Below are 20,326 nucleotides of genomic sequence, written 5' to 3' on the forward strand. Positions count from 1 at the left end.
CTACGCTCCCCGGGCCCCTCGCCATGCCGACGCCGATAAGCTCGATCGTTCCCGTCAGTGCCGCCAGCCCTGTTGCTGACGCGGTGACTCCCGATCTTGTGCTGCAGGCCGGCAGCGTCGTCGACGCAAGAGTCGTCAGCGTGCTCGCCGATAATCTGGTGCGGATCGCGATCGCCAACCTGTCGATGGATGTGATGTCCGAGGTGGCGCTGGCACCAGGCCAAAATCTCCAGCTTGCGGTGTCGCAGAACGGCGGCACCATCCGGCTCGCCGTCATGGGCGGGGCAGGCGAGGCGAGCGCCGATCAGGTCACGCTGACGCCGGCTGTGGCCTCGCTGGTTGACAGCCCGCCGATTGCTCCGTCGGCGAGTGCGGGACGCAACGTGCTGACGCCATCGGAGCAGGTCGCCGTTACCGTAGCTTCGGCCGAGGCGGTCACAAAGCAGGGCAGCCAGGCGCCGCTGTTCGCCAATCTGGCCGCGGTCGTCACCGGCAGCGATCTTCCGGCGGGGCTGAAGCAGGCGATGCTAGGCGTGCTGGCGCAGCAGACGCCGCTCAACACCGGCCTCGATGGCGGCGACATTGAATCCGCATTCCAAAAATCCGGCCTATTCCTCGAAGCCTCGCTCGCCGAGGGCGCGACGCCGTCCTCCGGCACGATGCCAGACCTGAAGGCGGCATTGCTGGTGCTGCGCCAAACGCTGACGACGCTCGAGGCGATCGCGCCACAGGCGCAAGGTGCCGCCCTTCCGGCTGGTACCGTGGCGACACCGCAGCTCGCTGCCGCGGAGACGCAAGCCGCATTGCCCGCAACCGAACCCGAGATCGCCCAATCACCGCAAATGCCGCGCAGCGTCAATCTCGCAGCCTCTGTGTTGGCGGACATCGCTGGCGGTGCTCCGCAGGCCGCGGTGCCGCGGGGCATGACCGCAGGCCTTGCCGCCAGCCTCCTGCAAGAGATCACGCAAAGCCTGCCGCGAATGACGGGAAACGTGCCGGGCTCGAACAAGGCCGTACCCGAGGGACATATTTTCGAAGCCGCCGCGCGCGCGACGCCACCACCGGTTCGCGGCGCGCTGCCGTCGCCGCAATTCATTGCCTCGCCGTCACTCGTACCGGATACGCCTCTTGCCGCGACCGTGCATCGCCTGCTCGACGACACCGATGCCGCGATCGCGCGCCAGACCTTGCTCCAGGTTGCTTCGCTCCCCGATCGCACCGACGCCAGCGGTCACAGGATCGATCCGAGCGTGCCGCAGTGGAATTTCGAGATTCCGTTCGCAACGCCGCAGGGCACTGCAATGGCGCAGTTCGAGATCTCGCGCGACGGCGGCAATGAATCCGCCGATCCCGCCAGGCGCACCTGGCGTGCGCGCTTTACACTCAATGTCGAGCCCGCCGGCCCCGTGCACGCTTTGATTACGCTCAACGGTGACAAGACCTTCGTGCGGATGTGGGCGGAGCGGCCGACGACCGCACAGCAGCTTCGCGCCGGAATCGGCGAGCTCAACCAGGCACTGACCAGGGCCGAGCTCAAGCCCGGCGACATCCTGGTCCGCGATGGCACGCCGCCACAGCCCGCACCGGCCCGCGCCGGCCACTTTCTGGATCGCGCTACATGAGCGACCCGTCGAAGCTTGCGATTGCGCTGCATTACGAGAGGGGCAGCAACGCGCCGGTCGTCGTCGCCAAGGGCAAGGGCACGATCGGCGAAAAAATCGTCGAGATCGCCAAAGCCAACGACATCCCGATCGAGGAGAACGAGATCCTGGCCGGTGCGCTCTCCAAGGTCGAACTCGGCGAGGAGATCCCGCCGGACCTCTACAAGGCCGTCGCCGAAGTGCTGGTGTTCGTGCTGCGGCTGTCGGGCAGGCGGTAGCTGTCATCGTTTCACCACGTTAGCGGCTGCATGGTCGCGGCCATCTTCATCGCGTAACGGACACCGCCAGTGCTCACCCGCCGTTCCACTCTCGGCCTTCTCGCCGCAACCGCGATCCTGCCATCGCGTGCATTCGCTCACGTCGCGCCACCGCGAAATGAAATCCGTGACAGCCTCGCAAAGCGCTTCACTGACCTCGGCACGGCGGGGACGTTCGTCGGCTACAAGGTCGAGGACTATCTGGTCGTCGCCAGCGACAAGGAACGTTCGGGCGAGGCGAAGCTGCCGGCTTCGACCTTCAAGATTCCGAACTCGTTGATTGCGCTCGAAACCGGCGTGGTCACTGACCCCGACAAGGACGTATTTCCCTGGGACGGCGTGAAGCGTCCGATCGAGGCCTGGAACAAGGACCACACGCTGCGCAGCGCGATTCTCGTCAGCGCGGTGCCGGTCTATCAGGAGATCGCGCGCCGGATCGGGCAAGAACGCATGCAAAAGTACGTCGATCTGTTCGACTATGGCAATCGCGACATCGGCGGCGGCATCGACCAGTTCTGGCTCACCGGCGCCTTGCGCATCGATCCGGTCGAGCAGGTCGATTTCATCGACCGGCTGCGCCGCCGCGCATTGCCGATCTCGAAACGCAGCCAGGATCTCGTCGCTGACATCCTGCCGGTGACCAAGGTCGGCGATAGCGTCATTCGCGCCAAGTCCGGGCTGCTTGGCGCCGAGCGCGGCGAGCCATCGCTTGGCTGGATGGTGGGCTGGGCCGAGAAGGGCGAAGCGCACACCGTGTTCGCGCTCAACATGGACTGCAAGGAGCCGCGCCTGGTCGGAGAGCGCATGCCGCTGACGCAAGCCTGCCTTGCCGAGATCGGCGCTATCTAGCGATACCGCGCTGGCGCCGCTCGACTAGCATCCCCCGGGTCAAGAAAAACCGGGAGGAGAACATGAACTCAACGCCACTCTGGCTGCCGTCGCTCACGCTTGCCGCCGCAGGCGGCTGGCTCGCCGCCACGATGTTTGCCGGTCCCGTCACCAGCAGGGAGCCGCGCTTTCCTCAGCTCACCATGGACCAGCTCGACGCCAAGCAGAAGCCGCTCGGCGAGCAGATCATGAAGGTCTCGAGCGTCGGCATCGGCGGTCCCTACAACCCGATGATCCGCAGCCCGGTGCTCGGCCAGCGCCTGTTCGACCTGTTCCATTATCTGCGCTGGGAAACCTCGGTCCCGACAAAACTCAACGAGTTCGCCATCCTGATCATCGGGCGGCAATGGCGCTCGCAGGTCGAGTGGTACGCCCATGCGCCGCTCGCGGCGAAGGCGGGCCTGTCGCCCGACATCATCGCGGAGCTGAAGGCCAATAAGCGGCCTGCGAACATGGCCGAGGAGGAGGCCGTCGTCTACGACTTCGTCACCGAGCTCACCACGACGAAGAAGGTCGGCGACGAAACCTATGCGCGCGCGAAGAAGGTCTTCAACGACCAGCAGATCGTCGACCTCACCGCGCTCGCCGGCAATTACGTGATGGTCGCGATGTTGCTCGCAATGGCCGAAGAGACCGTGCCGCCGGACAAGCAGGAGCCGTTCAAGCCGGGCGAGCCGTAGCGGAGGCAGTTTTGTTGCGGCCATCCATCGAGACGCCCGCTTCGCAGGCTCCTCAGGATGAGGACTTGTTTGCGGTAAGAAGACAGACCCTCATTGTGGGGAGCCCGCAAAGCGGGCGTCTCGAACCATGCAGGCCGAGATGCTTCTCAACCCAGCTTGAACAGCGCCTGCAAAAACTCCTCCAGGGCTTTACGTGACTCGGCGGCAGTCGATGGATTGCCGCCGACATGCGGATTGAGCTCGACACAGGAATCCTGGTAGGTGAACGGCGCTTTCGTATCGCCGTTCATCAGGACGCCGCCATCGCCTTCGCGGATCTGGCAGTTGCGCACCGTCTGCGCGCCCGTGGACACGGCAATCGTATTGACGCCGAGCAGCCCACTGTCAAAACCATGCGCACTATCAGGATATTCGGTCAGCACCACGTCGCGGCCGGCCGTCTTGAGCCGCTCGACGAAGGCCTTGCAGCTCTTGACGGGATTGTAGTCGTCGGGCGTGCCGTGGAAGATGCGGATCGGGCGCGCGGCGATCTCCGTGTCGTTCTGATAGGTGGTCGAGCAGTCGGGGTAGAAGGGAATGTAAGCGGCGAACTGGATGCCTGACTTGTTCCAGAGCTTGTGGAAGCGGTCGAGGCTCGCATAGAGCGTCGCCTGTCCGTCACGTGAAAAGCCCATCAGCACGATGCGATCAGGATCGACGCGCGGATGTTTTGCGAGGATCTCGAGCGAGCGGTAGATGTCGATGACGAGGTTGAGCCGGCCGAGGAGGGCCTGGTTCGGACCCACCACCGTCAGCCCGCGGCCCGTAAAGCCGTCGATCACGAAGGTCGAGATGCCCATGGCGTTGAACGCGTGCACCCAGGCTTCGGTCGTTGCGCCGACGCCGCTCGAGCCGTGCATCAGCACCACGACGGCGAGTTTTCCGCTGCCTTGCGCCACACGCAGTTCGCCGGCGACCGTCACCGGCTTGCCGGCCGCGGCGTCACCGCTGAGGAATTGCTGATCGGAGAGGGTGAGCGAGGGGATCGGATAGATCTCGGCGCGGGTGGCGACTTCCCTGGGAAGCGATTGTGCGTGGGCGCCCATGTCGACGAACAGCGTTGAAATGCAGAGCGCCATGGCGACGCGGTATGCCAACGGCATCGGATCCTCCCCCGTGATTTTCAGTGAGTAAAACAACAGGCCCGCGCGCTGTCAATTTGACGCAGGCCGGCGGTTCGCCTCAGGCGGTGTCAGGCTTCTTCACCGTCAGTGCCTGGTCGATCGCAAAACCGCCAATCTCGCTCATCGCCTGCGAGATCACGTCGCCCTTGCGGGCAAAGCCGGCGGAGAGGAAATCGAACTGGGTGCGCGCCAGCCGCAGCACCTCGATTGGCACGGAGATGACGGTCTCGTTGAAATGGTCGATCGAGGCGTGCAGCGTCTCCAGCTCGCTTGTGACTTGGCCGATATGGCTTTCCGCATGCTGCATCAGGCCGAGCAGCTTGCCGCGCTCGGCATCGAATGCCGCGCGCTCGGCCGCCGCGGCCGCGGTGACTTCGGCAAGCTGGCTGCGCAGCCCGTCGATTTGCTTGACCATGGCGTCGGACGCCATCTCTCCGGCCTCGCGCAATTTGCTGTTGCGCGTGTTCTCTTCGTGCTCCCGGTGATAGAGGCGTTCCGCCGACATCGCCCGCTGCGTCAGCGACTCGATCAGCGCGGCGGCGCGCAGCAGCATTTCGCCGTTCCGCCCCGACACCATGCTGGCCATGCGCCGCAGGAAGTCGGTGGTTTCGGACGACGAGTTCGGCGGCAGGGGAACGACCGTCGCGGACATGAGGTGATGCTTGCAGCCGGAAATGATGACCGCCGCCGTACCGACTGAGCTCACGCAACATTCGGCGCCTGATCGTAAGCCTTGAGCAAGCCTGAATCGCCGCGCCCGGTCAACCGGGCGGGACCAGATTTGCAATTGCGTCAGCCGCTCTTCTGCTGGCCGATCCGCCCGAGATGGGTGAAGCCGAACCCGGCCGAGTATTTGAGGCCATAGCCCAGTGCCCGGTCGATGCCGATATGGGCGAGCCAGATCAAGGCGATGGACAGTGTGAGCGGCGAGGCGAGGCCGAAGCCGAGCGTCAGCAGCGCGACCGGCGCCATGTAGCTGTGGGCGGCGTTGTAGACCATCGCGCCGAGTTTGGCGTCGGCAAGATAGGCGAGAAAGCTCAGATCGGGGACAAGGAAGAGCAGGGCAAAGACCAGCCAGGAGCCGTCCCAGGTCCAGTAGAGCATCACCATCCCCACAAACAGGGTCAGGCCCTCCAGCCGCAGCAGGATGTTGACGCCGCCCGTCGCCGCGCCGGTCTCCGCCGTTCCTTCGGTCATGCTCGCCTCCTACGCAAAACTTTGAAATTCCTTGCGCTTTCCCGCTGCGGCAAGGCAGCCCTGCTGGGCCGAAAGCCGCTTCCCGGCCCGCAAAATGCCGTGTTAGAACCCCCGGCAATCGCATTTAGGCTAAGAACTGGCGGGAGCAAATGAAGAATATCCTGGACGCCCTTGAAGACCGTCGTGCCGGCGCAAAGCTCGGCGGCGGGGAGAAGCGCATCGAGGCGCAGCACGCCCGCGGCAAGCTGACCGCGCGTGAGCGCATCGAGCTCTTGCTCGACAAGGGATCGTTCGAGGAATTCGACATGTTCGTCGAGCACCGCTCCACCGAATTCGGCATGGAGAAGAACAAGGTGCCCGGCGACGGCGTCGTCACCGGCTGGGGCACCGTCAACGGCCGCAAGACGTTTGTCTTCGCCAAGGACTTCACAGTGTTCGGCGGCTCGCTGTCCGAGACCCACGCACTGAAGATCACCAAGTTGCAGGACATGGCGATGAAGGCGAGGGCGCCCATCATCGGCCTCTACGATGCGGGCGGCGCTCGCATCCAGGAAGGCGTCGCTGCCTTGGCCGGCTATTCCTACGTGTTCCGCCGCAACGTGCTCGCCTCCGGCGTAATCCCGCAGATCTCCGTCATCATGGGCCCCTGCGCCGGCGGCGACGTCTATTCGCCTGCGATGACCGACTTCATCTTCATGGTGAAGAACACCAGCTACATGTTCGTCACGGGCCCCGACGTGGTGAAGACCGTCACCAACGAGGTCGTCACCGCGGAAGAGCTTGGCGGCGCTTCCGTGCATGCCACGCGCTCCTCGATCGCCGACGGTGCCTTCGAGAACGACGTCGAGACGCTCTTGCAGATGCGGCGCCTGATCGACTTCCTGCCGTCCAACAACACTGACGGTGTGCCGGAATGGCCGAGCTTCGACGACATCGGCCGCGTCGACATGTCGCTCGACACGCTGATCCCCGACAATCCGAACAAGCCCTACGACATGAAGGAGCTGATCCTGAAGGTCGTGGACGAGGGCGACTTCTTCGAGATCGCGGACGCTTTTGCCAAGAACATCGTCACCGGCTTCGGCCGCATCGCGGGCCGCACGGTGGGCTTCGTCGCCAACCAGCCCATGGTGCTGGCCGGCGTGCTCGACTCCGACGCTTCGCGCAAGGCGGCGCGCTTCGTGCGTTTCTGCGATGCCTTCAACATCCCGATCGTCACCTTCGTCGACGTGCCGGGCTTCCTGCCGGGTACCGCGCAGGAATATGGCGGCCTGATCAAGCACGGCGCCAAGCTCTTGTTCGCCTATTCGCAGTGCACCGTGCCGCTGGTCACCATCATCACCCGCAAGGCGTATGGCGGCGCCTTCGACGTCATGGCCTCCAAGGAGATCGGCGCCGACATGAACTACGCCTGGCCGACCGCCCAGATCGCGGTGATGGGCGCCAAGGGCGCGGTCGAGATCATCTTCCGCGCCGACATCGGCGACCCCGACAAGATCGCCGCAAGAACCAAGGAATACGAAGACCGCTTCCTCTCCCCCTTCATCGCCGCCGAGCGCGGCTACATCGACGACGTCATCATGCCGCACTCGACCCGCAAGCGGATCGCGCGGGCGCTGTCGATGCTGAAGGACAAGAAGGTGGAAACGCCGGCGAAGAAGCACGACAATTTGCCGTTGTGAGGGCGAACTTGTAGCCCGGATGAGCGTAGCGGCATCCGGGTTTGTCTATCCAAGTCCCGCATGTCGCTTTGCTCATGCGGGCTACCGATTCTGTTTCTGAGTTGGCATCCTCGATCCAAATCCAATGACCGAAGACGATCCGACCGACGAGATTTCAGACATCGAAGCGCGGATCGAGGCTTTGGCCGAGATCGCCGAGCGATGCCGCAAGTACATCCTGGCGTCCAAGCTCGCGATCGGGGGCGGCGGCGCGCTGTTGTTGATCACGATCTTCGGTTTGCTTGGGATGGGTCAGACCGCCGCGCTCGGATCGATCGCTCTGGTGCTCGGCGGGATTGTCTCGCTCGGTTCGAACGTCAGCACGCTGCGGCAGACGGAGAGCGCGATTGGGGATGCGGAGGCGCTTCGGTCTCAACTGATCAGCCGCATTGACCTTCGCGTGGTCGCCGATACGCCGATGAAGCTCGTGTAACCGAGCAGCCTTACGCCGCAGCCCTGCGCGACAGCACCTGCAGCTCCTCGCGGCATTCGGCTGCAAACGCCTGAAGCTGCTCCGCGGTTTGCCGGTCGAGGATCGCCTTTGCCAGCCGTTCGGCGCGGGCAAGCTGGTCTCTGAGATATGCGATGCGGGCCATGTGTCACCTTCCGCAGGGATGATTTGATCGCCGTAACCCTACGGCCATCGCCGGATTCATTATGTGAGGCACGTCACATCTCACGCGGGCGCGGCGTCAGCGGGTCGCGTCCGCCGCCGCAAAATGCGCCATCTGGTCGGCGTGGGCCTTGGCGAAGGCCGGGCGGGCGGTGGCGCGCGCGACGTAGGCGCGGCAGGCGGGACTGTCTGCGAGGCCATCGAACTGATGGACGATGCGCAGCACGTCTGACATCAGGATGTCGGCGACGGAGAACGTGCCTGCCAACCATTCGCGGTTGGCCAGCACCGCCTCCATGTGCTTGAGGCGGAGTTTTAGGAAGTCGTCGACGAATTTCCACGCGGCCGTATCGCTCGGATGACCCATGAACTTCGACATCGTCCAGGGCAGGCTCGCCATCTCCACCGAATTGAGCGCGGCGAACAGCCATTCCGTGGCTTCGTTGCGGCCGCGCGGATCTGATGGCATCAGCTTCGCGCTGAGGCCGCCGAGATGCAGCAGGATCGCGCCGCTCTCGAAGATCGAGAGATCGCCGTCGGTCAGCCACGGCACCTGCCCGAACGGCTGGTGCGCAAGATGCTCGGCGCCGCGCCCGTCGAACGGCGCGCTCGCGACGCGATAGGGCAATGCGGCTTCTTCGAGCGCCCAGCGCACCCGAAGATCGCGCACGAAACCGCGCGGGGGCGGGGGAACCCAGTCGAAGGTGGTGAGCGTGAGGTCGGGCATGTGGTGTCTCCGTCTGCTGTTCAGGCATAGGACGGGTGAGAGATGCGCGTTCCGACACCGGTGCCGTCCTTTTTTGTCGTCGCCGACGTAACCGGCTAGTCTCACCCCAAACAACAGGAGGAAATCCGATGCCGTCAGCCTTCTTCGTCGTCCGCGCCGTCGTCACCGATGCCGGCAAGCGCGCCGCCTTCGACAGATGGTACGAGACCGAACATCTGCCCGACGCGATGAAGGCGTTCGGTGTGAGCAAGGCCTGGCGGTTCTGGAGCCTCGACGATCCGTCACTGCATCAGGCGATGTATCAGTTCGAGAGCGAGGCTGCGCTGCATGCCATGTTGAAGGGCGATGCGCTGACGCAGCTGGTAGCCGATTTCAACCGCGATTGGCCCGACGTGACGCGCACGCGCGAGTTGCTGGTGCTGGCGCAGGAGTTTGGCAAGTAGCGCCCGGGCGGCGGGCTGTCACCGTCGGACTCGCAGCGAAGCTGAACGCGCGATTCAGCTTCGGTTCATGTCGTCACCACGACACTCGCCTCTGCATCACTGGCACGACCATCCAGGAGGAAAGAAGTCATGGAGCGCCGGAACTTTTTAAAATTTGCAATCGGTGTCGCGGCCGGAGCTGCCGCGTTCACGACCGCCGCAAAGGCTGCGCCGCTGGCGCCGCAGCCGCTCGGTGACCCCCGCATGCCGCAAGGCAATCCCGACGCTCATCCCGCAGTCACCAGCAGCGAAGAGGCCGCGCAGTTGAAGCCGGAGCAGGTGCACTGGCACGGCCGCCATCGCCATTGGGGTTGGCGCCGCCGTCACTGGGGCTGGCATCGCCGGCGATGGCACCGCCGCCATTGGTAAGCTTCGCGCACCAGGCTTGAACGGGGACCGCGATCGGCGGTCCCCGTTCTGATTCGAAACATCCCGGTGCGACGTCAGGCGTTCAAAAAGAAAATGGCCGCGCAGGCTTTCGCCGCGCCGCCATTTCGCAATGCGAAAAAAACGAGATCAGAACGGGCGGCAGCGGCCGGCGTACCAGCGGAAGCCGTAGGGGCACACACGCGCGCGCGGCACGACGACGACGGGGGCCGGCGCAACCATGATCGGACCCGGGCGGACAACGACCGGACCGCGCATCGGGCGGCAGCCGCCATAGGCGCCGCGATACCAGCCGGGGCCGCAACCGCCGGCGGCGCTGGCCGCCTCGCTGAAACCAACGACCGCGCTGGCGAGCATCACGGCGGCAAACAGGTATTTCATTTGATCTTCCTTCTCGTCCTTGGGTGTAGGTTTTGGGGGCAGGTAGGGGGGCTTGGCGCTTTTCGGCGCACCATGAATTAAAAGACACGATTCGACACGTTAAAATCCCAACATGCCGACACGACGCCAGCCAAATCTGCCAATCATGACCTGAATGCGGCATGAACATTCCCCGCACGCGGCTCCGGACGACAGCAATGACGCTAGCGGCCGAGAAAACCTAGCACCAGCTCCCTGTACTTCTCAGGCGCCTCCAGGAAGACGAGATGGCCAGTGTCCGGGATCACCTCGGCCTGCGCATTCGGCATCTTCGCCGCGAGTGCCTTCGCCAGCTCGGCGTTCTCTCCCATTTTCGCGCGCAGCGCCTCCGGCGCGTTCGGCCGGCCCGGAGCGTTGTGGTCGTCGGCGCCCATGATGAATAGCGTCGGCTCGGTGATCAGTGCGATCTCGTGCGCCACCGGCTCGCGATAGATCATCTGGCCGGAACTGACGAAGGCGCGCAGCCAGCGTGGATAGTCCGGGCTGCCCTTGATGTTGAAGCGGGCGTCGATGAACGGCGTGATCGCCTCAGCCGGCAGCTTGATGGCATAATTGGTCTGAAGCTGCTTGCGATAGCCATCGGCCGTGAGCTTGTCTTCGGTCTCGATCATCTTCTCGGTCGGCGTCGGCGGCACATAGAGGCGGTAATCTTCCAGTCCGATCGGGGCCGTCAGAACAAGGTGGGCGACGCGGTCGGGAAAGGCGCGGGCGATGCGGACGCCCAGCATGCCGCCGAGCGAATGGGCCACGATCTCGGCCTTGTCGATCTTCAGATGATCGAGCAGCGCGATGGTGTTGCGCGCCAGAGTGTCGAAATGGAGCTCGCCCGTCGGCTTGGAGGATTTGCCGAAGCCGATCTGGTCCGGCACCACGACGCGGTAACCGGCCTCGCTCAGCATCTTGATAACAGGCGCCCAGTAGCTCGACGGGAAATTGCGCCCGTGCAGCAGCACGACGGTGCGGCCGTTCGGCTGCGCAGGCGGCACGTCCATATAGGCCATGCTGAGCTGCTCGCTGTCATTGATCAGAGGCAGCAGGTGCACGGGATAGGGATAGGCAAAGCCTTCGAGCGCGATGCCGTAGGGTTCGCGCGGGGCGGTGTTGGCGGCGTGGGATGTAAGAGGAGCGGCGAGAAGAGCCGTGCAAAGCACGGCCGGGAGGAGGCGGATCATTGAAGGCTCTGAGTCATGTTAGCGCTAGGAGACACATTCTCCGTCATGCCCCGGGCTTGACCCGCCTGCGCGGCCGAAGCCGCTTCGGCGAGGCGAATGCCAGGGCATCCACGTGGTGCCGCGCAAACTGCACTAAAGATTGGGATGGCCGGGTCAAGCCCGGCCATGACGACGAGAGACGCTTACACGCGCTTGTGTTCAGTCCTTCGCAGTCCCGAACAAGGCGGCAAACTGCTTCTCGCCGGTGCGCGTAAAATTTACCACGCGGCTGCCGGGCGTGGCGTCGCGAGCGGCCCATTTCAGCTCGGCGAAACGCTGCATCATGGCGGCGCCCAGCGTGCCGGCGAGATGGTGACGCCGCTCGCTCCAGTCGAGGCAGGCCTTGCAGACCGGCCGGCGCGGATGGGCGAGCATGTCGGGCGAGATCTGCAAATGCTTCGCCAGGAAGCGCTCGCCCTCGGCCGTCAGCTCGATCTCCTGCTTCTTCTGCCTGACCAGGTTTTGCGCGCGGAGGGTGTCCAGCATCTGCACGCCGAGATCGCCGGCGAGATGGTCGTAGCAGATCCGGGCACGCCGCAGCGCCGGATCCTTCGGCCCGGTGCGCACGCGCATATGGCCGGTCCGCGCGGCGAGGCCCGCAAGCCCCTCCAGCACCCCGGCGACATCGTCGTCGGTGAGGCGGTAGTAGCGGTGGCGGCCCTGCTTCTCCGGCTCGATCAGGCCACCGGCCTCGAGCTTGGAAAGATGCGAGCTCGCGGTCTGCGGCGTGATGCCGGCCTCCTGCGCCAGCTCGCTCGCGGTGAGCGCGCGGCCGTTCATCAGCGCCGTGAGCATATTGGCGCGTGCGGGATCTCCGACGAGCGAGGCGATCATGGCGATGTCAGGACCTGATTTCATGCTTCGATGGTAGCCGAAGCATTGCGGTCGGGCAAGCGCGTAGCGTGGGTTGCTCGTTATTGCGAGGAGCCCGTGACAAAATTGCGAAGCAATTTTGCACTGGCGACGAAGCAATCCAGGCTGCCTCCGCAGAGGGATTCCTGGATTGCTTCGCTGCGCTCGCAATGGCGGTGTGGAACCAGAGGAGCCCATCATGTCTGTCACCGTCTTCATCCGCTACCAGCTTGATCCCTTCAAGCGCGCGCAGTTCGAGGAGTATTCGAAGCGCTGGCTCACCATCATCCCGAAATGCGGCGGCGATCTGATCGGCTATTTCATGCCGCACGAGGGCACCAACAATATCGCGTTCGCGCTGATCACCTTCGAGAGTCTGGCTGCGTATGAGGCCTATCGCGCCCGGCTGCGTCAGGATACGGAAGGTATGGCCAACTTCCACTTCGCCGAGGAGCACAAATTCATCCTCGCGGAAGAGCGCACGTTTCTGCGCCAAGTGGTTTTGTAAGTGGTATCGTAGGCCATCAACTCAAGGAGAGACGCCCATGATCGCCGTGATCTTCGAGGTCTGGCCGAAGCCGGAACACCGCCAGGATTATTTCGACCTCGCGGCCGACCTCAAGCCGATCCTGCAAACCATCGACGGCTTCATCTCGGTCGAGCGTTTCGAGAGCCTGACCGACAAGGGCAAGATCTTGTCGGTGTCGTTCTGGCGGGACGAGGCGGCCGTGCAAGCCTGGCGCAACACGATGGAGCATCGCCGCACTCAGGCCAAGGGCCGCGCAAAGATCTTCGCCGACTATCATTTGCGTATCGCCAGCGTCATCCGTGACTACAGCATGAATGATCGCGAGCAGGCGCCGAAGGACAGCCGCGCGGTGCACGACGCGCACTAGCGCTCGCGGCGGCACGTCCCCATCTCTGCGCGGCCAACAAGGGAGAGAAACATGCATGTGACAACTGCTGACAAGCGCGCGACCTTCAGAAAGATGCACGAGAGCGGCTGCTTCATCCTGCCCAATCCGGTCGACGTCGGCAGCGCGAAAGCGTTGCAGCATCTCGGTTTCAAGGCGCTGGCGTCGTCGAGTGCGGGCTTTGCCTGGACCATCGGCAAGGCCGACAACAAGGTCTCTGTCGAGGATGTCTGTCAGCATCTGGCAGCATTGAGCTCCTCCGTCGATATCCCCGTGAACGCGGATTTCGAGGGCGGCTTTGCGGTCGAGCCGGACAAGGTCGCGGACAATGTCGAGCGCTGTGTGCGCACCGGGGTTGCCGGCTTGTCGATCGAGGACTCCACTGGGGACAAGGACAAGCCGATCTACGAGCGCGCACTCGCAGTCGAGCGCATCAAGGCGTCGCGTAAGGCGATCGGCGATAGCGGCGCTCTGCTGGTTGGTCGCTGCGAGGCTTATCTGTGGGGCGTGACCGACCTCAAGCTCGTCATCGACCGGCTCACCGCTTACGCCGATGCCGGTGCCGACTGCCTTTACGCGCCGGGCCTGAAAACGCGCGAAGACATCGCGGCGGTGGTGAAGGCTGTCGCACCCAAACCGTTCAACCTGTTGATCGGCGGCTCCGGGCTGTCATTGCAGGAAGCTGCCGATCTTGGCGTGCGCCGGATCAGCGTCGGCGGTTCACTCGCTCGCGCCGCTTGGGGCGGCTTCATGCGGGCCGCGAAGGAAATGGCGGAGAAGGGGACCTTCGCGGAGCTGGCGAGCGGCTATCCCGGCGGCGAGCTCAACAAGATGTTCAGCTAAGACAAACGAAAGCGGCGGGATGTGAATCCCGCCGCTGTCGCATATTGTTGCAATTCGTTACTTCGCGCCGTCAGCCGGTGCCGGCGTATCTGGGGCCGGCTTGCTCGGCGCGGCGCCCGTGGTTACGCCCGGCCCGGTATTGGTGCGCGGCGTCACGTCGCGCATGCCGGGAGGTGCGGCCGGATTGGTAGCCGGTGCCTGCTGGGCGGTCTGCGTCGCCGGCGTGGTGCTGGCCTGGTTGCTGGTGCCAGTGTTGTTCAGGCCGTAGAATACGGCACCCACCACCAAGGCGATTGCCACTGCGAACAGGGCTACCTTGCCGCTGGAGGCGGGGCCTTCGCCAAGCTCCGGGTCGACCTGAAGCTGGGCATCCCGTCGCGCCGCATTGCGATACTCATCATCGGCGAGATTCGGGCGGTACGGATCGTTGATAAAACGGTCGTCAGCCATCGATTGGTTCTCCTCGATTATTGCGGCGGGACAACCCGTGGATGCGAGATTCTGTTCCGCCCTCGTTAGTGCTTTCGTCGCATGTTGCGCCCGCGGGGAAATCGGGAACCTGTTCGCTGGGGAACCTGAAGCGTAAGCTCCGCTGACGGAAGGGAATAAAACGATGTGGGGCTTGCCGCCGAGCGATAGCGTGCTGCATCTGTTGTCGCTGGTTGCGGTCGCGGCGCAAGGCATGACCGCCGCGCTCGCTGCAGGCCGCCGCAGCATGGATTGGCTCGGCGTCTGCTTCCTCGGCTGCATCACCGCGCTCGGCGGCGGCACCTTGCGCGATCTCTTCCTGGGGCATTATCCGCTGGCCTGGGTGCAAAATCCCATCTACCTCGCACTCGCCGGGGGAGCTGCCTTCCTCACCATTCTGATAGCGCGGCTGGTGCACCGGTTGAAATTGGCCTTCATCGTGCTCGATGCCATCGGCCTCGTCGTCTTCACCATGACCGGCTGCGACATCGCCTGGCAGATGGATGCCACGCTGCCGATCGTCATCGTTTCCGGGATGGTGACCGGTTGTGCCGGCGGCGTCTTGCGGGACGTGCTCTGCAACGACGTGCCGCTGCTGTTTCGCTCCGAGCTCTATGCCAGCGTCTCGGTGGTGACGGGACTGTTCTATGCCACCGCGTTCGGTCTCAAGCCGAACGCCGAGCTCTGGACCATTTTGACATTCGCCCTCGGCATCAGCTTCCGCCTGCTCGCGGTGCGCTACAAATGGGAAATGCCGAAATTCGTCTTCACGGAAGAGGAGGAGCGGGAGCCTTGAGCTACGGCTCCTGCTTCCGCGCCCTCGCCACCTGCGCCGGCGTCACCAGCGGCGCGGCGTTGCCCCAGGAATTGCGGATGTAGTTCGTCACCGCCGCGACCTCTGCGTCGGACAGCTGGTTGGAATAGGCCGGCATCTCCCCGGTGTTGGGCGCGCGCGGGGTCGTCACGGTGTGGGCGCCGTCGAGGATGATGCGCAAGGTCGAGGACGGATTGACCGATTGCAGCAGCGCGTTGGCGGGCAGCGGCGGATAGATGCGCGGTGCGCCGGATCCGTCGGCCTCGTGGCAGGCGATGCAGAACTTGGCGTAGATGGCCTTGCCGGCCTTCATCTCGGCATCGTCAGGCGGCGTCACGATCGTCTCACGCCGTGCCGGCGGCAGGTTCTTCAGGTAAACCGCGATCGCGCGCACGTCGGCATCGCTCATCTTCGAAGTCGAATTGACGACCACCTCCGCCATCAGCCCGCTGGCATGGCTCCTGGCGTTGCGCCCGCTCTGAAGATATTCCGTGATGTCTTCGACACTCCACGATTTCAGCCCGGTGCGGGCGGCGCCATCGAGCCGTGGCGCGTACCAGCCGCCCACCTCGTTGCCCGCGAGGGCCTGCGCCTGCTTGTCCGCGCCAAAATAGTTCTTCGGCGTATGGCAGGCGCCGCAATGACCGAGCCCGGTGACGAGATAGCCGCCCCGATTCCACGCCGCGCTCTGGCTCTGGTCCGGTTCGAATAGGCCGGGTTTGAAATAGACCATGTTCCAGATCCGCATCAGGCCACGATAGCCAAACGGCCAGCGTAGTTCCGGCGGCTTGTTGCGGCTGGTGACGGCCGCGAGCGTTCCGAGATAGGCCCGGATCGCCAGCGTGTCGTCCTTCGTCATCCGCGTGAAATAGGGGTAGGGGAACGCCGGGTAATAGTTGGAGCCGTCTGGGGCGACACCGGTGCGCACGGCGCGAGTGAAATCGGTGTCGGTCCAGGCGCCGATGCCGGTGTCGCGGTCCGGCGTCAGGTTCGGGGCATAGATCGCGCCGAATGGTGTGTCGATGCGCTTTCCGCCCGCGAACGGTTTGGCGGGATCGGCGGTGTGGCAGCCGGCACAGTCGCCGGCCTCCACCAGCGACTTGCCGTAGGCGATCAGCTCCGGTGACGGCTCGGCGGCGCCGGCCGCGCTCGCAACCGCACTGCACAACGCCAGGCCCACGAGAGCCAGGCCAGTGAGAATCGTCCGCATCGAAAGCCTCTCCTGCGACCCATCGACGCCGTCCCGGATGACGGGGCGTCAATTCGTTGCGCGACGGCGGGGGTATGGTGACACAAAATGAAAATCGCGGATGCCAATGCAGCCACGAAATTGCGATTTTTACCCGGCGCTCCCTTTGGTCCAGAATTGTGATGCGGAGCGTGAAATATCCGACATAGAGTGGCGGAAATGGTCGGCGCGCCCTAGCTAAAAACAACGGGCAGGCAACGGCTTAAGCAGCCAACGCTCAAAAGGGCGGAAGAGGACATAATGGGCATCAACCAGGGTCCGATCAGTCTCGATCAGAAATACACCCAGGACACCGGACATATTTTCACGACCGGCATTCAGGCTCTGGTCCGCCTGCCGATGGCCCAGATCCGGCGCGACCGTGCCGCGGGATTGAACACCGCCGGCTTCATCTCCGGCTATCGCGGCTCGCCGCTCGGCGGCTATGACCAGCAGCTCTTCGCCGCGCGCAAGCATCTCGAGCAGTACAACATCAAATTCCAACCCGGCGTGAACGAGGATCTAGCCGCGACCGCGGTCTGGGGCTCGCAGCAGCTCAACCTCTCGCCCGGCGCCAAGTATGACGGCGTGGTCGGCATCTGGTACGGCAAGGGCCCCGGCGTCGATCGCTGCGGCGACGTCTTCCGCCACGGCAATGCCGCGGGCTCCGCCAAGAACGGCGGCGTCTTGTGTCTCGCCGGCGACGACCACGGCGCAAAATCCTCGACGGTCCCGCATCAATCCGACCACGCCTTCATGTCGGCGCTGATGCCCTATCTCTACCCGTCGAGCGTACACGAGATGATCGAGATGGGTCTTCTGGGTATCGCGATGTCGCGCTACTCGGGCTGCTGGGTCGGCATGAAGGTGATCACGGAGACGGTGGAGACCACCGCCGAGATCGACCTCACCGACGAGATGACGCCGTTCGTGATCCCGACCGATTTCGAGATGCCCGAAGGCGGCCTCAATCTGCGCTGGCCCGACGACCGCTTCGCCCAGGACCGCCGCCTGCAGGACTACAAGGGCTTTGCCGCGATCGCCTTTGCACGCGCCAACAAGGTCAATCGCATCACCATGGATTCGCCCAACGCCCGCTACGGCATCATGGCGTCCGGCAAGAGCTACGAGGATATCCGGCAGGCGCTGCGCGAGCTCGGGATTACGCCCGAGGTCGCCGCCAAGATCGGGCTTCGATTGTACAAGATCGGCATGCCCTGGCCTCTGGAGCCGGAAGGCGTCAGGCAATTCGCCGTGGGCCTCGAGGAAATCTTCATCATCGAAGAGCGCCGCGAGATCGTCGAGAACCAAGTGAAGCAGGAGCTGTTCAACTGGCGCGACGATGTCCGTCCCCGCATCATCGGCAAGATGGACGACCACGACAAGCGCTTCCTCCCCTTTGCCGAAGAACTCAGCGTCGCCTCACTGGCCAGCTCGCTCACCGAGCGGCTGCTTCGACTTGATCTCAATCCCGAAATTGCAACGATGCTGCGCGCCAAGGCCGATTGGTTCAACGGCCGCCAGGCGTCGCAAATGCAGGCGACCGCGCCTGTCGCCCGCACCCCCTATTTCTGCTCCGGCTGCCCGCACAACACCTCGACCAAGGTGCCCGAAGGCAGTCGCGCCTTTGCCGGCATCGGGTGCCACTTCATGGCACTGTGGATGGATCGCTCCACCGAGACCTTCACCCACATGGGCGGCGAGGGTGTGCCGTGGGTCGGCGTTGCCCCCTTCACAAAGGAAGAGCACGTCTTCGCCAATCTCGGCGACGGCACGTATTTCCACTCCGGCAGCCTCGCGATCCGCCAGGCGATCGCCTCCGGCGCCAACATCACCTATAAGATCCTCTACAACGACGCGACCGCGATGACCGGCGGCCAGCATGTCGACGGGGAATTGTCGCCGCAGCAGATCACCTTCCAGCTACACAGCGAAGGCATCCGCGAGATCTATCTGGTCTCAGAAAATCCCGACGCCTATCCGGCGAACGAGATCGCGCCCGGCGTCAAGACCGCGCATCGTGACGAACTCGACGCGGTCCAGAAGACCCTGCGGAAGGTCAAGGGCGCGTCCGCGATCGTGTTCGTGCAGACTTGCGCCGCCGAGAAGCGGCGCCGCCGCAAGCGCGGCACGATGGAGGATCCGGCGCGCCGTGTGCTGATCAATCCTGCCGTGTGTGAAGGCTGCGGCGATTGCTCGGTGCAATCGAACTGCATTTCGGTCGAGCCGCTCGAGACCGAGTTCGGCCGCAAGCGCGCCATCAACCAGTCGACCTGCAACAAGGATTATTCCTGCGTCAAAGGCTTTTGTCCGTCCTTCGTCACCGTCGACGGCGGCAAGATGCGCAAGCGCGCGCCGGCGGGCGTCGGCGATATCGGCGATCTGCCCGAGCCGGCATCGCGCCCCAACCTGGACAAGCCCTACAACATCGCTGTCGGCGGCGTCGGCGGGACCGGCGTGCTGACCATCGGCGCGCTGCTCGGCATGGCCGCCCATATCGAGGGCAAGGCCTCGATGATCCTCGATATGTCGGGCCTGGCGCAAAAGGGTGGGGCGGTGCTGAGCCACGTCCGCCTGTCCGATCATCCGGCAGAGGTGACCTGCTCGCGCATCGTCACGGGCACGGCCGATGTCGTGCTCGCCGCCGATGAGGTGGTCGCGGTTGCCAAGGACACCATCTCACTCTGCGACACCAGCCGCACCCGCGGCATCATCAACAGCCACGTCATTCCCACCGCCGACTTCGTTCTCAACCGCGATTTCAACTTCCAGACCCGCAAGCTGAACGGGCTGCTGGAAACCGCGCTGCACAAGGACTCGGTATTCTTCGACTTCACCAAGCCGGCCGAACAGCTGCTCGGCGACAGCATCGCCACCAACATGATGATGATGGGCTACGCCTATCAGAAGGGCCTCTTGCCGTTGTCAGCGGAGTCGATCGAGCAGGCGATCGAGGTCAACGGCGTCTCGATCAAGATGAACAAGGAAGCCTTCCGCCTCGGCCGCCTCGCGGTCGCCGATCCCGCACGGCTTGCCGGCATGCTGAAGGGAACGGATGAGGTCGTTGCGCCCAAGTCCCTGGACGCAATGACGCTCGACGAGGTCATCGAGCATCGCACCAGGCATCTCACGGCGTACCAGAACGGCCGCCTCGCGAAACGCTACCGCAAGCTGGTCGATCAGGTCAGCGACGTCGCCAGGCAGGGCGGCTATGACGAGGCGCTGACCCGCGCCGTTGCGGTCAACTACGCCAAGCTGCTGGCCTACAAGGACGAATACGAGGTCGCGCGCCTCTACACCGATAGCGCCTTCGAAAAGCAGCTCCGCGACCAGTTCGAAGGCGACTTCAAGTTCAACTTCAACCTGGCCCCGCCCATTCTGAGCAGGGGCGTCGATGCGCTCGGCCGCCCGAAGAAGCGCGCCTTCGGCCCGTGGATGCTTCCGGTGTTCCGCGTGCTGGCAAAATTTAAGTTCCTGCGCGGCACGCCGCTCGACATCTTCGGTCGCAGTGCCGACCGCAAGCTCGAGCGCGATCTGATCGCCGGCTACGAGAAGGACGTCGCCACCGTGCTCGGCCTGCTGTCGCCGCTGACGATCGATACCGCGGTGGAGCTGCTCTCGCTGCCCGACCGCATCCGCGGCTACGGCCCGGTGAAGGAGAAGGCCGTAGCAGACGCCAAGGCCCGCTACGCCCAGCTCGCCGCCGACCTCGCGAACCCGCCGCCGGCGCCGAGGCAGATCGCGGCGGAGTAGAATTTTCGTGGGGTGGACTCGCTAATCCACCCTGCAAATTCCTGTTT

General features: G+C 64.3%; 23 protein-coding genes. 13 read left to right on the forward strand and 10 right to left on the reverse strand.

Going from position 1 to position 20,326, the window contains the following annotated elements; genetic code table 11:
- Nucleotides 1–23 precede the first annotated feature (23 nt).
- The 4 genes from IVB36_RS21595 (at nucleotide 24) to IVB36_RS21610 (ending at nucleotide 3,486) form a co-directional block, all read left to right on the forward strand.
- Complete coding sequence (locus tag IVB36_RS21595; RefSeq protein WP_247392944.1) at nucleotides 24–1,622, forward strand: flagellar hook-length control protein FliK; 1,599 nt, start codon at nucleotides 24–26, stop codon at nucleotides 1,620–1,622.
- Nucleotides 1,619–1,879: an EscU/YscU/HrcU family type III secretion system export apparatus switch protein gene (locus tag IVB36_RS21600; protein WP_085351295.1), complete on the forward strand. Its 261-nt coding sequence runs from the start codon at nucleotides 1,619–1,621 to the stop codon at nucleotides 1,877–1,879. The genes IVB36_RS21595 and IVB36_RS21600 overlap by 4 nt, the downstream gene beginning before the upstream one ends.
- 69 nt (nucleotides 1,880–1,948) lie before the next feature.
- Nucleotides 1,949–2,767 carry a penicillin-binding transpeptidase domain-containing protein gene (locus IVB36_RS21605; protein ID WP_085364670.1) on the forward strand — a complete coding sequence of 273 codons (819 nt, stop codon included), beginning with the start codon at nucleotides 1,949–1,951 and terminating at the stop codon, nucleotides 2,765–2,767.
- 62 nt (nucleotides 2,768–2,829) lie between these two features.
- Complete coding sequence (locus IVB36_RS21610; RefSeq protein ID WP_247362381.1) at nucleotides 2,830–3,486, forward strand: carboxymuconolactone decarboxylase family protein; 657 nt, start codon at nucleotides 2,830–2,832, stop codon at nucleotides 3,484–3,486.
- A gap of 146 nt (nucleotides 3,487–3,632) precedes the next feature.
- Here IVB36_RS21610 and IVB36_RS21615 read toward each other — a convergent pair whose 3' ends face one another.
- The 3 genes from IVB36_RS21615 to IVB36_RS21625 form a co-directional block, all read right to left on the reverse strand.
- A complete protein-coding gene (locus IVB36_RS21615) occupies nucleotides 3,633–4,628 on the reverse strand; it encodes a dienelactone hydrolase family protein (RefSeq protein ID WP_247392945.1) in 996 nt (331 codons plus the stop codon).
- Between the two features lie 79 nt (nucleotides 4,629–4,707).
- The gene (locus tag IVB36_RS21620; protein WP_247392992.1) at nucleotides 4,708–5,301 is read right to left on the reverse strand and encodes a hypothetical protein; all 594 of its coding nucleotides are present in this window, start codon (nucleotides 5,299–5,301) and stop codon (nucleotides 4,708–4,710) included.
- A gap of 140 nt (nucleotides 5,302–5,441) precedes the next feature.
- Nucleotides 5,442–5,846 (reverse strand): DUF4260 domain-containing protein, encoded by a 405-nt coding sequence (locus IVB36_RS21625; protein ID WP_247362385.1) that lies wholly within the window; start codon nucleotides 5,844–5,846, stop codon nucleotides 5,442–5,444.
- 149 nt (nucleotides 5,847–5,995) lie between these two features.
- Here IVB36_RS21625 and IVB36_RS21630 point away from each other — a divergent pair, with 149 nt between their 5' ends.
- Complete coding sequence (locus IVB36_RS21630; RefSeq protein ID WP_007603066.1) at nucleotides 5,996–7,528, forward strand: acyl-CoA carboxylase subunit beta; 1,533 nt, start codon at nucleotides 5,996–5,998, stop codon at nucleotides 7,526–7,528.
- 124 nt (nucleotides 7,529–7,652) lie between these two features.
- Nucleotides 7,653–8,000: a hypothetical protein gene (locus tag IVB36_RS21635; protein WP_247336092.1), complete on the forward strand. Its 348-nt coding sequence runs from the start codon at nucleotides 7,653–7,655 to the stop codon at nucleotides 7,998–8,000.
- 10 nt (nucleotides 8,001–8,010) lie between these two features.
- Here the strand turns inward: IVB36_RS21635 and IVB36_RS21640 are convergent, their stop codons facing one another.
- Together IVB36_RS21640 and IVB36_RS21645 are read right to left on the reverse strand one after the other, a co-directional pair.
- Nucleotides 8,011–8,163 (reverse strand): hypothetical protein, encoded by a 153-nt coding sequence (locus IVB36_RS21640; protein ID WP_018456483.1) that lies wholly within the window; start codon nucleotides 8,161–8,163, stop codon nucleotides 8,011–8,013.
- A gap of 96 nt (nucleotides 8,164–8,259) precedes the next feature.
- Complete coding sequence (locus IVB36_RS21645; RefSeq protein WP_247362387.1) at nucleotides 8,260–8,907, reverse strand: glutathione S-transferase family protein; 648 nt, start codon at nucleotides 8,905–8,907, stop codon at nucleotides 8,260–8,262.
- A 128-nt stretch (nucleotides 8,908–9,035) separates the two neighbouring features.
- On the opposite strand from IVB36_RS21645, the gene IVB36_RS21650 reads away from it, so the two are divergent.
- Nucleotides 9,036–9,350 (forward strand): hypothetical protein, encoded by a 315-nt coding sequence (locus IVB36_RS21650; RefSeq protein WP_247362390.1) that lies wholly within the window; start codon nucleotides 9,036–9,038, stop codon nucleotides 9,348–9,350.
- Nucleotides 9,351–9,479: 129 nt separating this feature from the next.
- The gene (locus IVB36_RS21655) at nucleotides 9,480–9,758 is read left to right on the forward strand and encodes a twin-arginine translocation signal domain-containing protein (protein ID WP_018456486.1); all 279 of its coding nucleotides are present in this window, start codon (nucleotides 9,480–9,482) and stop codon (nucleotides 9,756–9,758) included.
- A gap of 147 nt (nucleotides 9,759–9,905) precedes the next feature.
- On the opposite strand, the gene IVB36_RS21660 is transcribed toward IVB36_RS21655, so the two are convergent.
- The 3 genes from IVB36_RS21660 to IVB36_RS21670 all read right to left on the reverse strand — a co-directional run bounded on the left by IVB36_RS21660 (nucleotide 9,906) and on the right by IVB36_RS21670 (nucleotide 12,265).
- Complete coding sequence (locus tag IVB36_RS21660; protein ID WP_247362394.1) at nucleotides 9,906–10,157, reverse strand: hypothetical protein; 252 nt, start codon at nucleotides 10,155–10,157, stop codon at nucleotides 9,906–9,908.
- A 203-nt stretch (nucleotides 10,158–10,360) separates the two neighbouring features.
- Nucleotides 10,361–11,368, reverse strand: coding sequence for an alpha/beta hydrolase (locus IVB36_RS21665; RefSeq protein WP_275995258.1), 1,008 nt, complete (start codon nucleotides 11,366–11,368; stop codon nucleotides 10,361–10,363).
- Between the two features lie 198 nt (nucleotides 11,369–11,566).
- Nucleotides 11,567–12,265 carry a winged helix-turn-helix domain-containing protein gene (locus IVB36_RS21670; protein WP_018456488.1) on the reverse strand — a complete coding sequence of 233 codons (699 nt, stop codon included), beginning with the start codon at nucleotides 12,263–12,265 and terminating at the stop codon, nucleotides 11,567–11,569.
- A 193-nt stretch (nucleotides 12,266–12,458) separates the two neighbouring features.
- Here IVB36_RS21670 and IVB36_RS21675 point away from each other — a divergent pair, with 193 nt between their 5' ends.
- Genes IVB36_RS21675 through IVB36_RS21685 form a run of 3 tightly spaced genes read left to right on the forward strand, consistent with a single transcriptional unit; the run spans nucleotide 12,459 to nucleotide 14,016 of the window.
- On the forward strand, nucleotides 12,459–12,767 hold the full coding sequence (locus IVB36_RS21675) for an NIPSNAP family protein (RefSeq protein WP_007603076.1): 309 nt from the start codon (nucleotides 12,459–12,461) through the stop codon (nucleotides 12,765–12,767).
- A gap of 37 nt (nucleotides 12,768–12,804) precedes the next feature.
- Complete coding sequence (locus tag IVB36_RS21680; RefSeq protein WP_007603077.1) at nucleotides 12,805–13,155, forward strand: antibiotic biosynthesis monooxygenase; 351 nt, start codon at nucleotides 12,805–12,807, stop codon at nucleotides 13,153–13,155.
- Nucleotides 13,156–13,206: 51 nt separating this feature from the next.
- Nucleotides 13,207–14,016, forward strand: coding sequence for an isocitrate lyase/phosphoenolpyruvate mutase family protein (locus IVB36_RS21685; RefSeq protein WP_247392946.1), 810 nt, complete (start codon nucleotides 13,207–13,209; stop codon nucleotides 14,014–14,016).
- Nucleotides 14,017–14,073: 57 nt separating this feature from the next.
- Here IVB36_RS21685 and IVB36_RS21690 read toward each other — a convergent pair whose 3' ends face one another.
- Nucleotides 14,074–14,466, reverse strand: coding sequence for a hypothetical protein (locus IVB36_RS21690; protein WP_247392947.1), 393 nt, complete (start codon nucleotides 14,464–14,466; stop codon nucleotides 14,074–14,076).
- 163 nt (nucleotides 14,467–14,629) lie between these two features.
- Between IVB36_RS21690 and IVB36_RS21695 the strand changes: the two genes are divergently transcribed.
- Complete coding sequence (locus tag IVB36_RS21695) at nucleotides 14,630–15,280, forward strand: trimeric intracellular cation channel family protein (protein WP_247362400.1); 651 nt, start codon at nucleotides 14,630–14,632, stop codon at nucleotides 15,278–15,280.
- Between the two features lies 1 nt (nucleotide 15,281).
- Here IVB36_RS21695 and IVB36_RS21700 read toward each other — a convergent pair whose 3' ends face one another.
- Nucleotides 15,282–16,508 (reverse strand): c-type cytochrome, encoded by a 1,227-nt coding sequence (locus IVB36_RS21700; RefSeq protein WP_247362403.1) that lies wholly within the window; start codon nucleotides 16,506–16,508, stop codon nucleotides 15,282–15,284.
- Nucleotides 16,509–16,787: 279 nt separating this feature from the next.
- Here IVB36_RS21700 and IVB36_RS21705 point away from each other — a divergent pair, with 279 nt between their 5' ends.
- Nucleotides 16,788–20,279 (forward strand): indolepyruvate ferredoxin oxidoreductase family protein, encoded by a 3,492-nt coding sequence (locus tag IVB36_RS21705; RefSeq protein WP_247392948.1) that lies wholly within the window; start codon nucleotides 16,788–16,790, stop codon nucleotides 20,277–20,279.
- The last annotated feature ends 47 nt before the right edge of the window (nucleotides 20,280–20,326 follow it).

Source organism: Bradyrhizobium sp. 35 (assembly GCF_023073215.1).
Taxonomy (GTDB): Bacteria; Pseudomonadota; Alphaproteobacteria; order Rhizobiales; family Xanthobacteraceae; genus Bradyrhizobium; species Bradyrhizobium canariense_D.

Excerpts from the sequence above, each read along its gene's own strand:
- IVB36_RS21620 (WP_247392992.1), bottom strand. The coding sequence starts at position 5,301 with ATGTCCGCGACGGTCGTTCCCCTGCCGCCGAACTCGTCGTCCGAAACC.
- IVB36_RS21640 (WP_018456483.1), bottom strand. The coding sequence starts at position 8,163 with ATGGCCCGCATCGCATATCTCAGAGACCAGCTTGCCCGCGCCGAACGG.
- IVB36_RS21690 (WP_247392947.1), bottom strand. The coding sequence starts at position 14,466 with ATGGCTGACGACCGTTTTATCAACGATCCGTACCGCCCGAATCTCGCC.
- IVB36_RS21685 (WP_247392946.1), top strand. The coding sequence starts at position 13,207 with ATGCATGTGACAACTGCTGACAAGCGCGCGACCTTCAGAAAGATGCAC.
- IVB36_RS21660 (WP_247362394.1), bottom strand. The coding sequence starts at position 10,157 with ATGAAATACCTGTTTGCCGCCGTGATGCTCGCCAGCGCGGTCGTTGGT.
- IVB36_RS21680 (WP_007603077.1), top strand. The coding sequence starts at position 12,805 with ATGATCGCCGTGATCTTCGAGGTCTGGCCGAAGCCGGAACACCGCCAG.
- IVB36_RS21615 (WP_247392945.1), bottom strand. The coding sequence starts at position 4,628 with ATGCCGTTGGCATACCGCGTCGCCATGGCGCTCTGCATTTCAACGCTG.
- IVB36_RS21595 (WP_247392944.1), top strand. The coding sequence starts at position 24 with ATGCCGACGCCGATAAGCTCGATCGTTCCCGTCAGTGCCGCCAGCCCT.
- IVB36_RS21650 (WP_247362390.1), top strand. The coding sequence starts at position 9,036 with ATGCCGTCAGCCTTCTTCGTCGTCCGCGCCGTCGTCACCGATGCCGGC.
- IVB36_RS21635 (WP_247336092.1), top strand. The coding sequence starts at position 7,653 with ATGACCGAAGACGATCCGACCGACGAGATTTCAGACATCGAAGCGCGG.
- IVB36_RS21695 (WP_247362400.1), top strand. The coding sequence starts at position 14,630 with ATGTGGGGCTTGCCGCCGAGCGATAGCGTGCTGCATCTGTTGTCGCTG.
- IVB36_RS21610 (WP_247362381.1), top strand. The coding sequence starts at position 2,830 with ATGAACTCAACGCCACTCTGGCTGCCGTCGCTCACGCTTGCCGCCGCA.
- IVB36_RS21655 (WP_018456486.1), top strand. The coding sequence starts at position 9,480 with ATGGAGCGCCGGAACTTTTTAAAATTTGCAATCGGTGTCGCGGCCGGA.
- IVB36_RS21600 (WP_085351295.1), top strand. The coding sequence starts at position 1,619 with ATGAGCGACCCGTCGAAGCTTGCGATTGCGCTGCATTACGAGAGGGGC.
- IVB36_RS21675 (WP_007603076.1), top strand. The coding sequence starts at position 12,459 with ATGTCTGTCACCGTCTTCATCCGCTACCAGCTTGATCCCTTCAAGCGC.
- IVB36_RS21630 (WP_007603066.1), top strand. The coding sequence starts at position 5,996 with ATGAAGAATATCCTGGACGCCCTTGAAGACCGTCGTGCCGGCGCAAAG.
- IVB36_RS21645 (WP_247362387.1), bottom strand. The coding sequence starts at position 8,907 with ATGCCCGACCTCACGCTCACCACCTTCGACTGGGTTCCCCCGCCCCCG.
- IVB36_RS21700 (WP_247362403.1), bottom strand. The coding sequence starts at position 16,508 with ATGCGGACGATTCTCACTGGCCTGGCTCTCGTGGGCCTGGCGTTGTGC.
- IVB36_RS21625 (WP_247362385.1), bottom strand. The coding sequence starts at position 5,846 with ATGACCGAAGGAACGGCGGAGACCGGCGCGGCGACGGGCGGCGTCAAC.
- IVB36_RS21705 (WP_247392948.1), top strand. The coding sequence starts at position 16,788 with ATGGGCATCAACCAGGGTCCGATCAGTCTCGATCAGAAATACACCCAG.
- IVB36_RS21670 (WP_018456488.1), bottom strand. The coding sequence starts at position 12,265 with ATGAAATCAGGTCCTGACATCGCCATGATCGCCTCGCTCGTCGGAGAT.
- IVB36_RS21665 (WP_275995258.1), bottom strand. The coding sequence starts at position 11,368 with ATGATCCGCCTCCTCCCGGCCGTGCTTTGCACGGCTCTTCTCGCCGCT.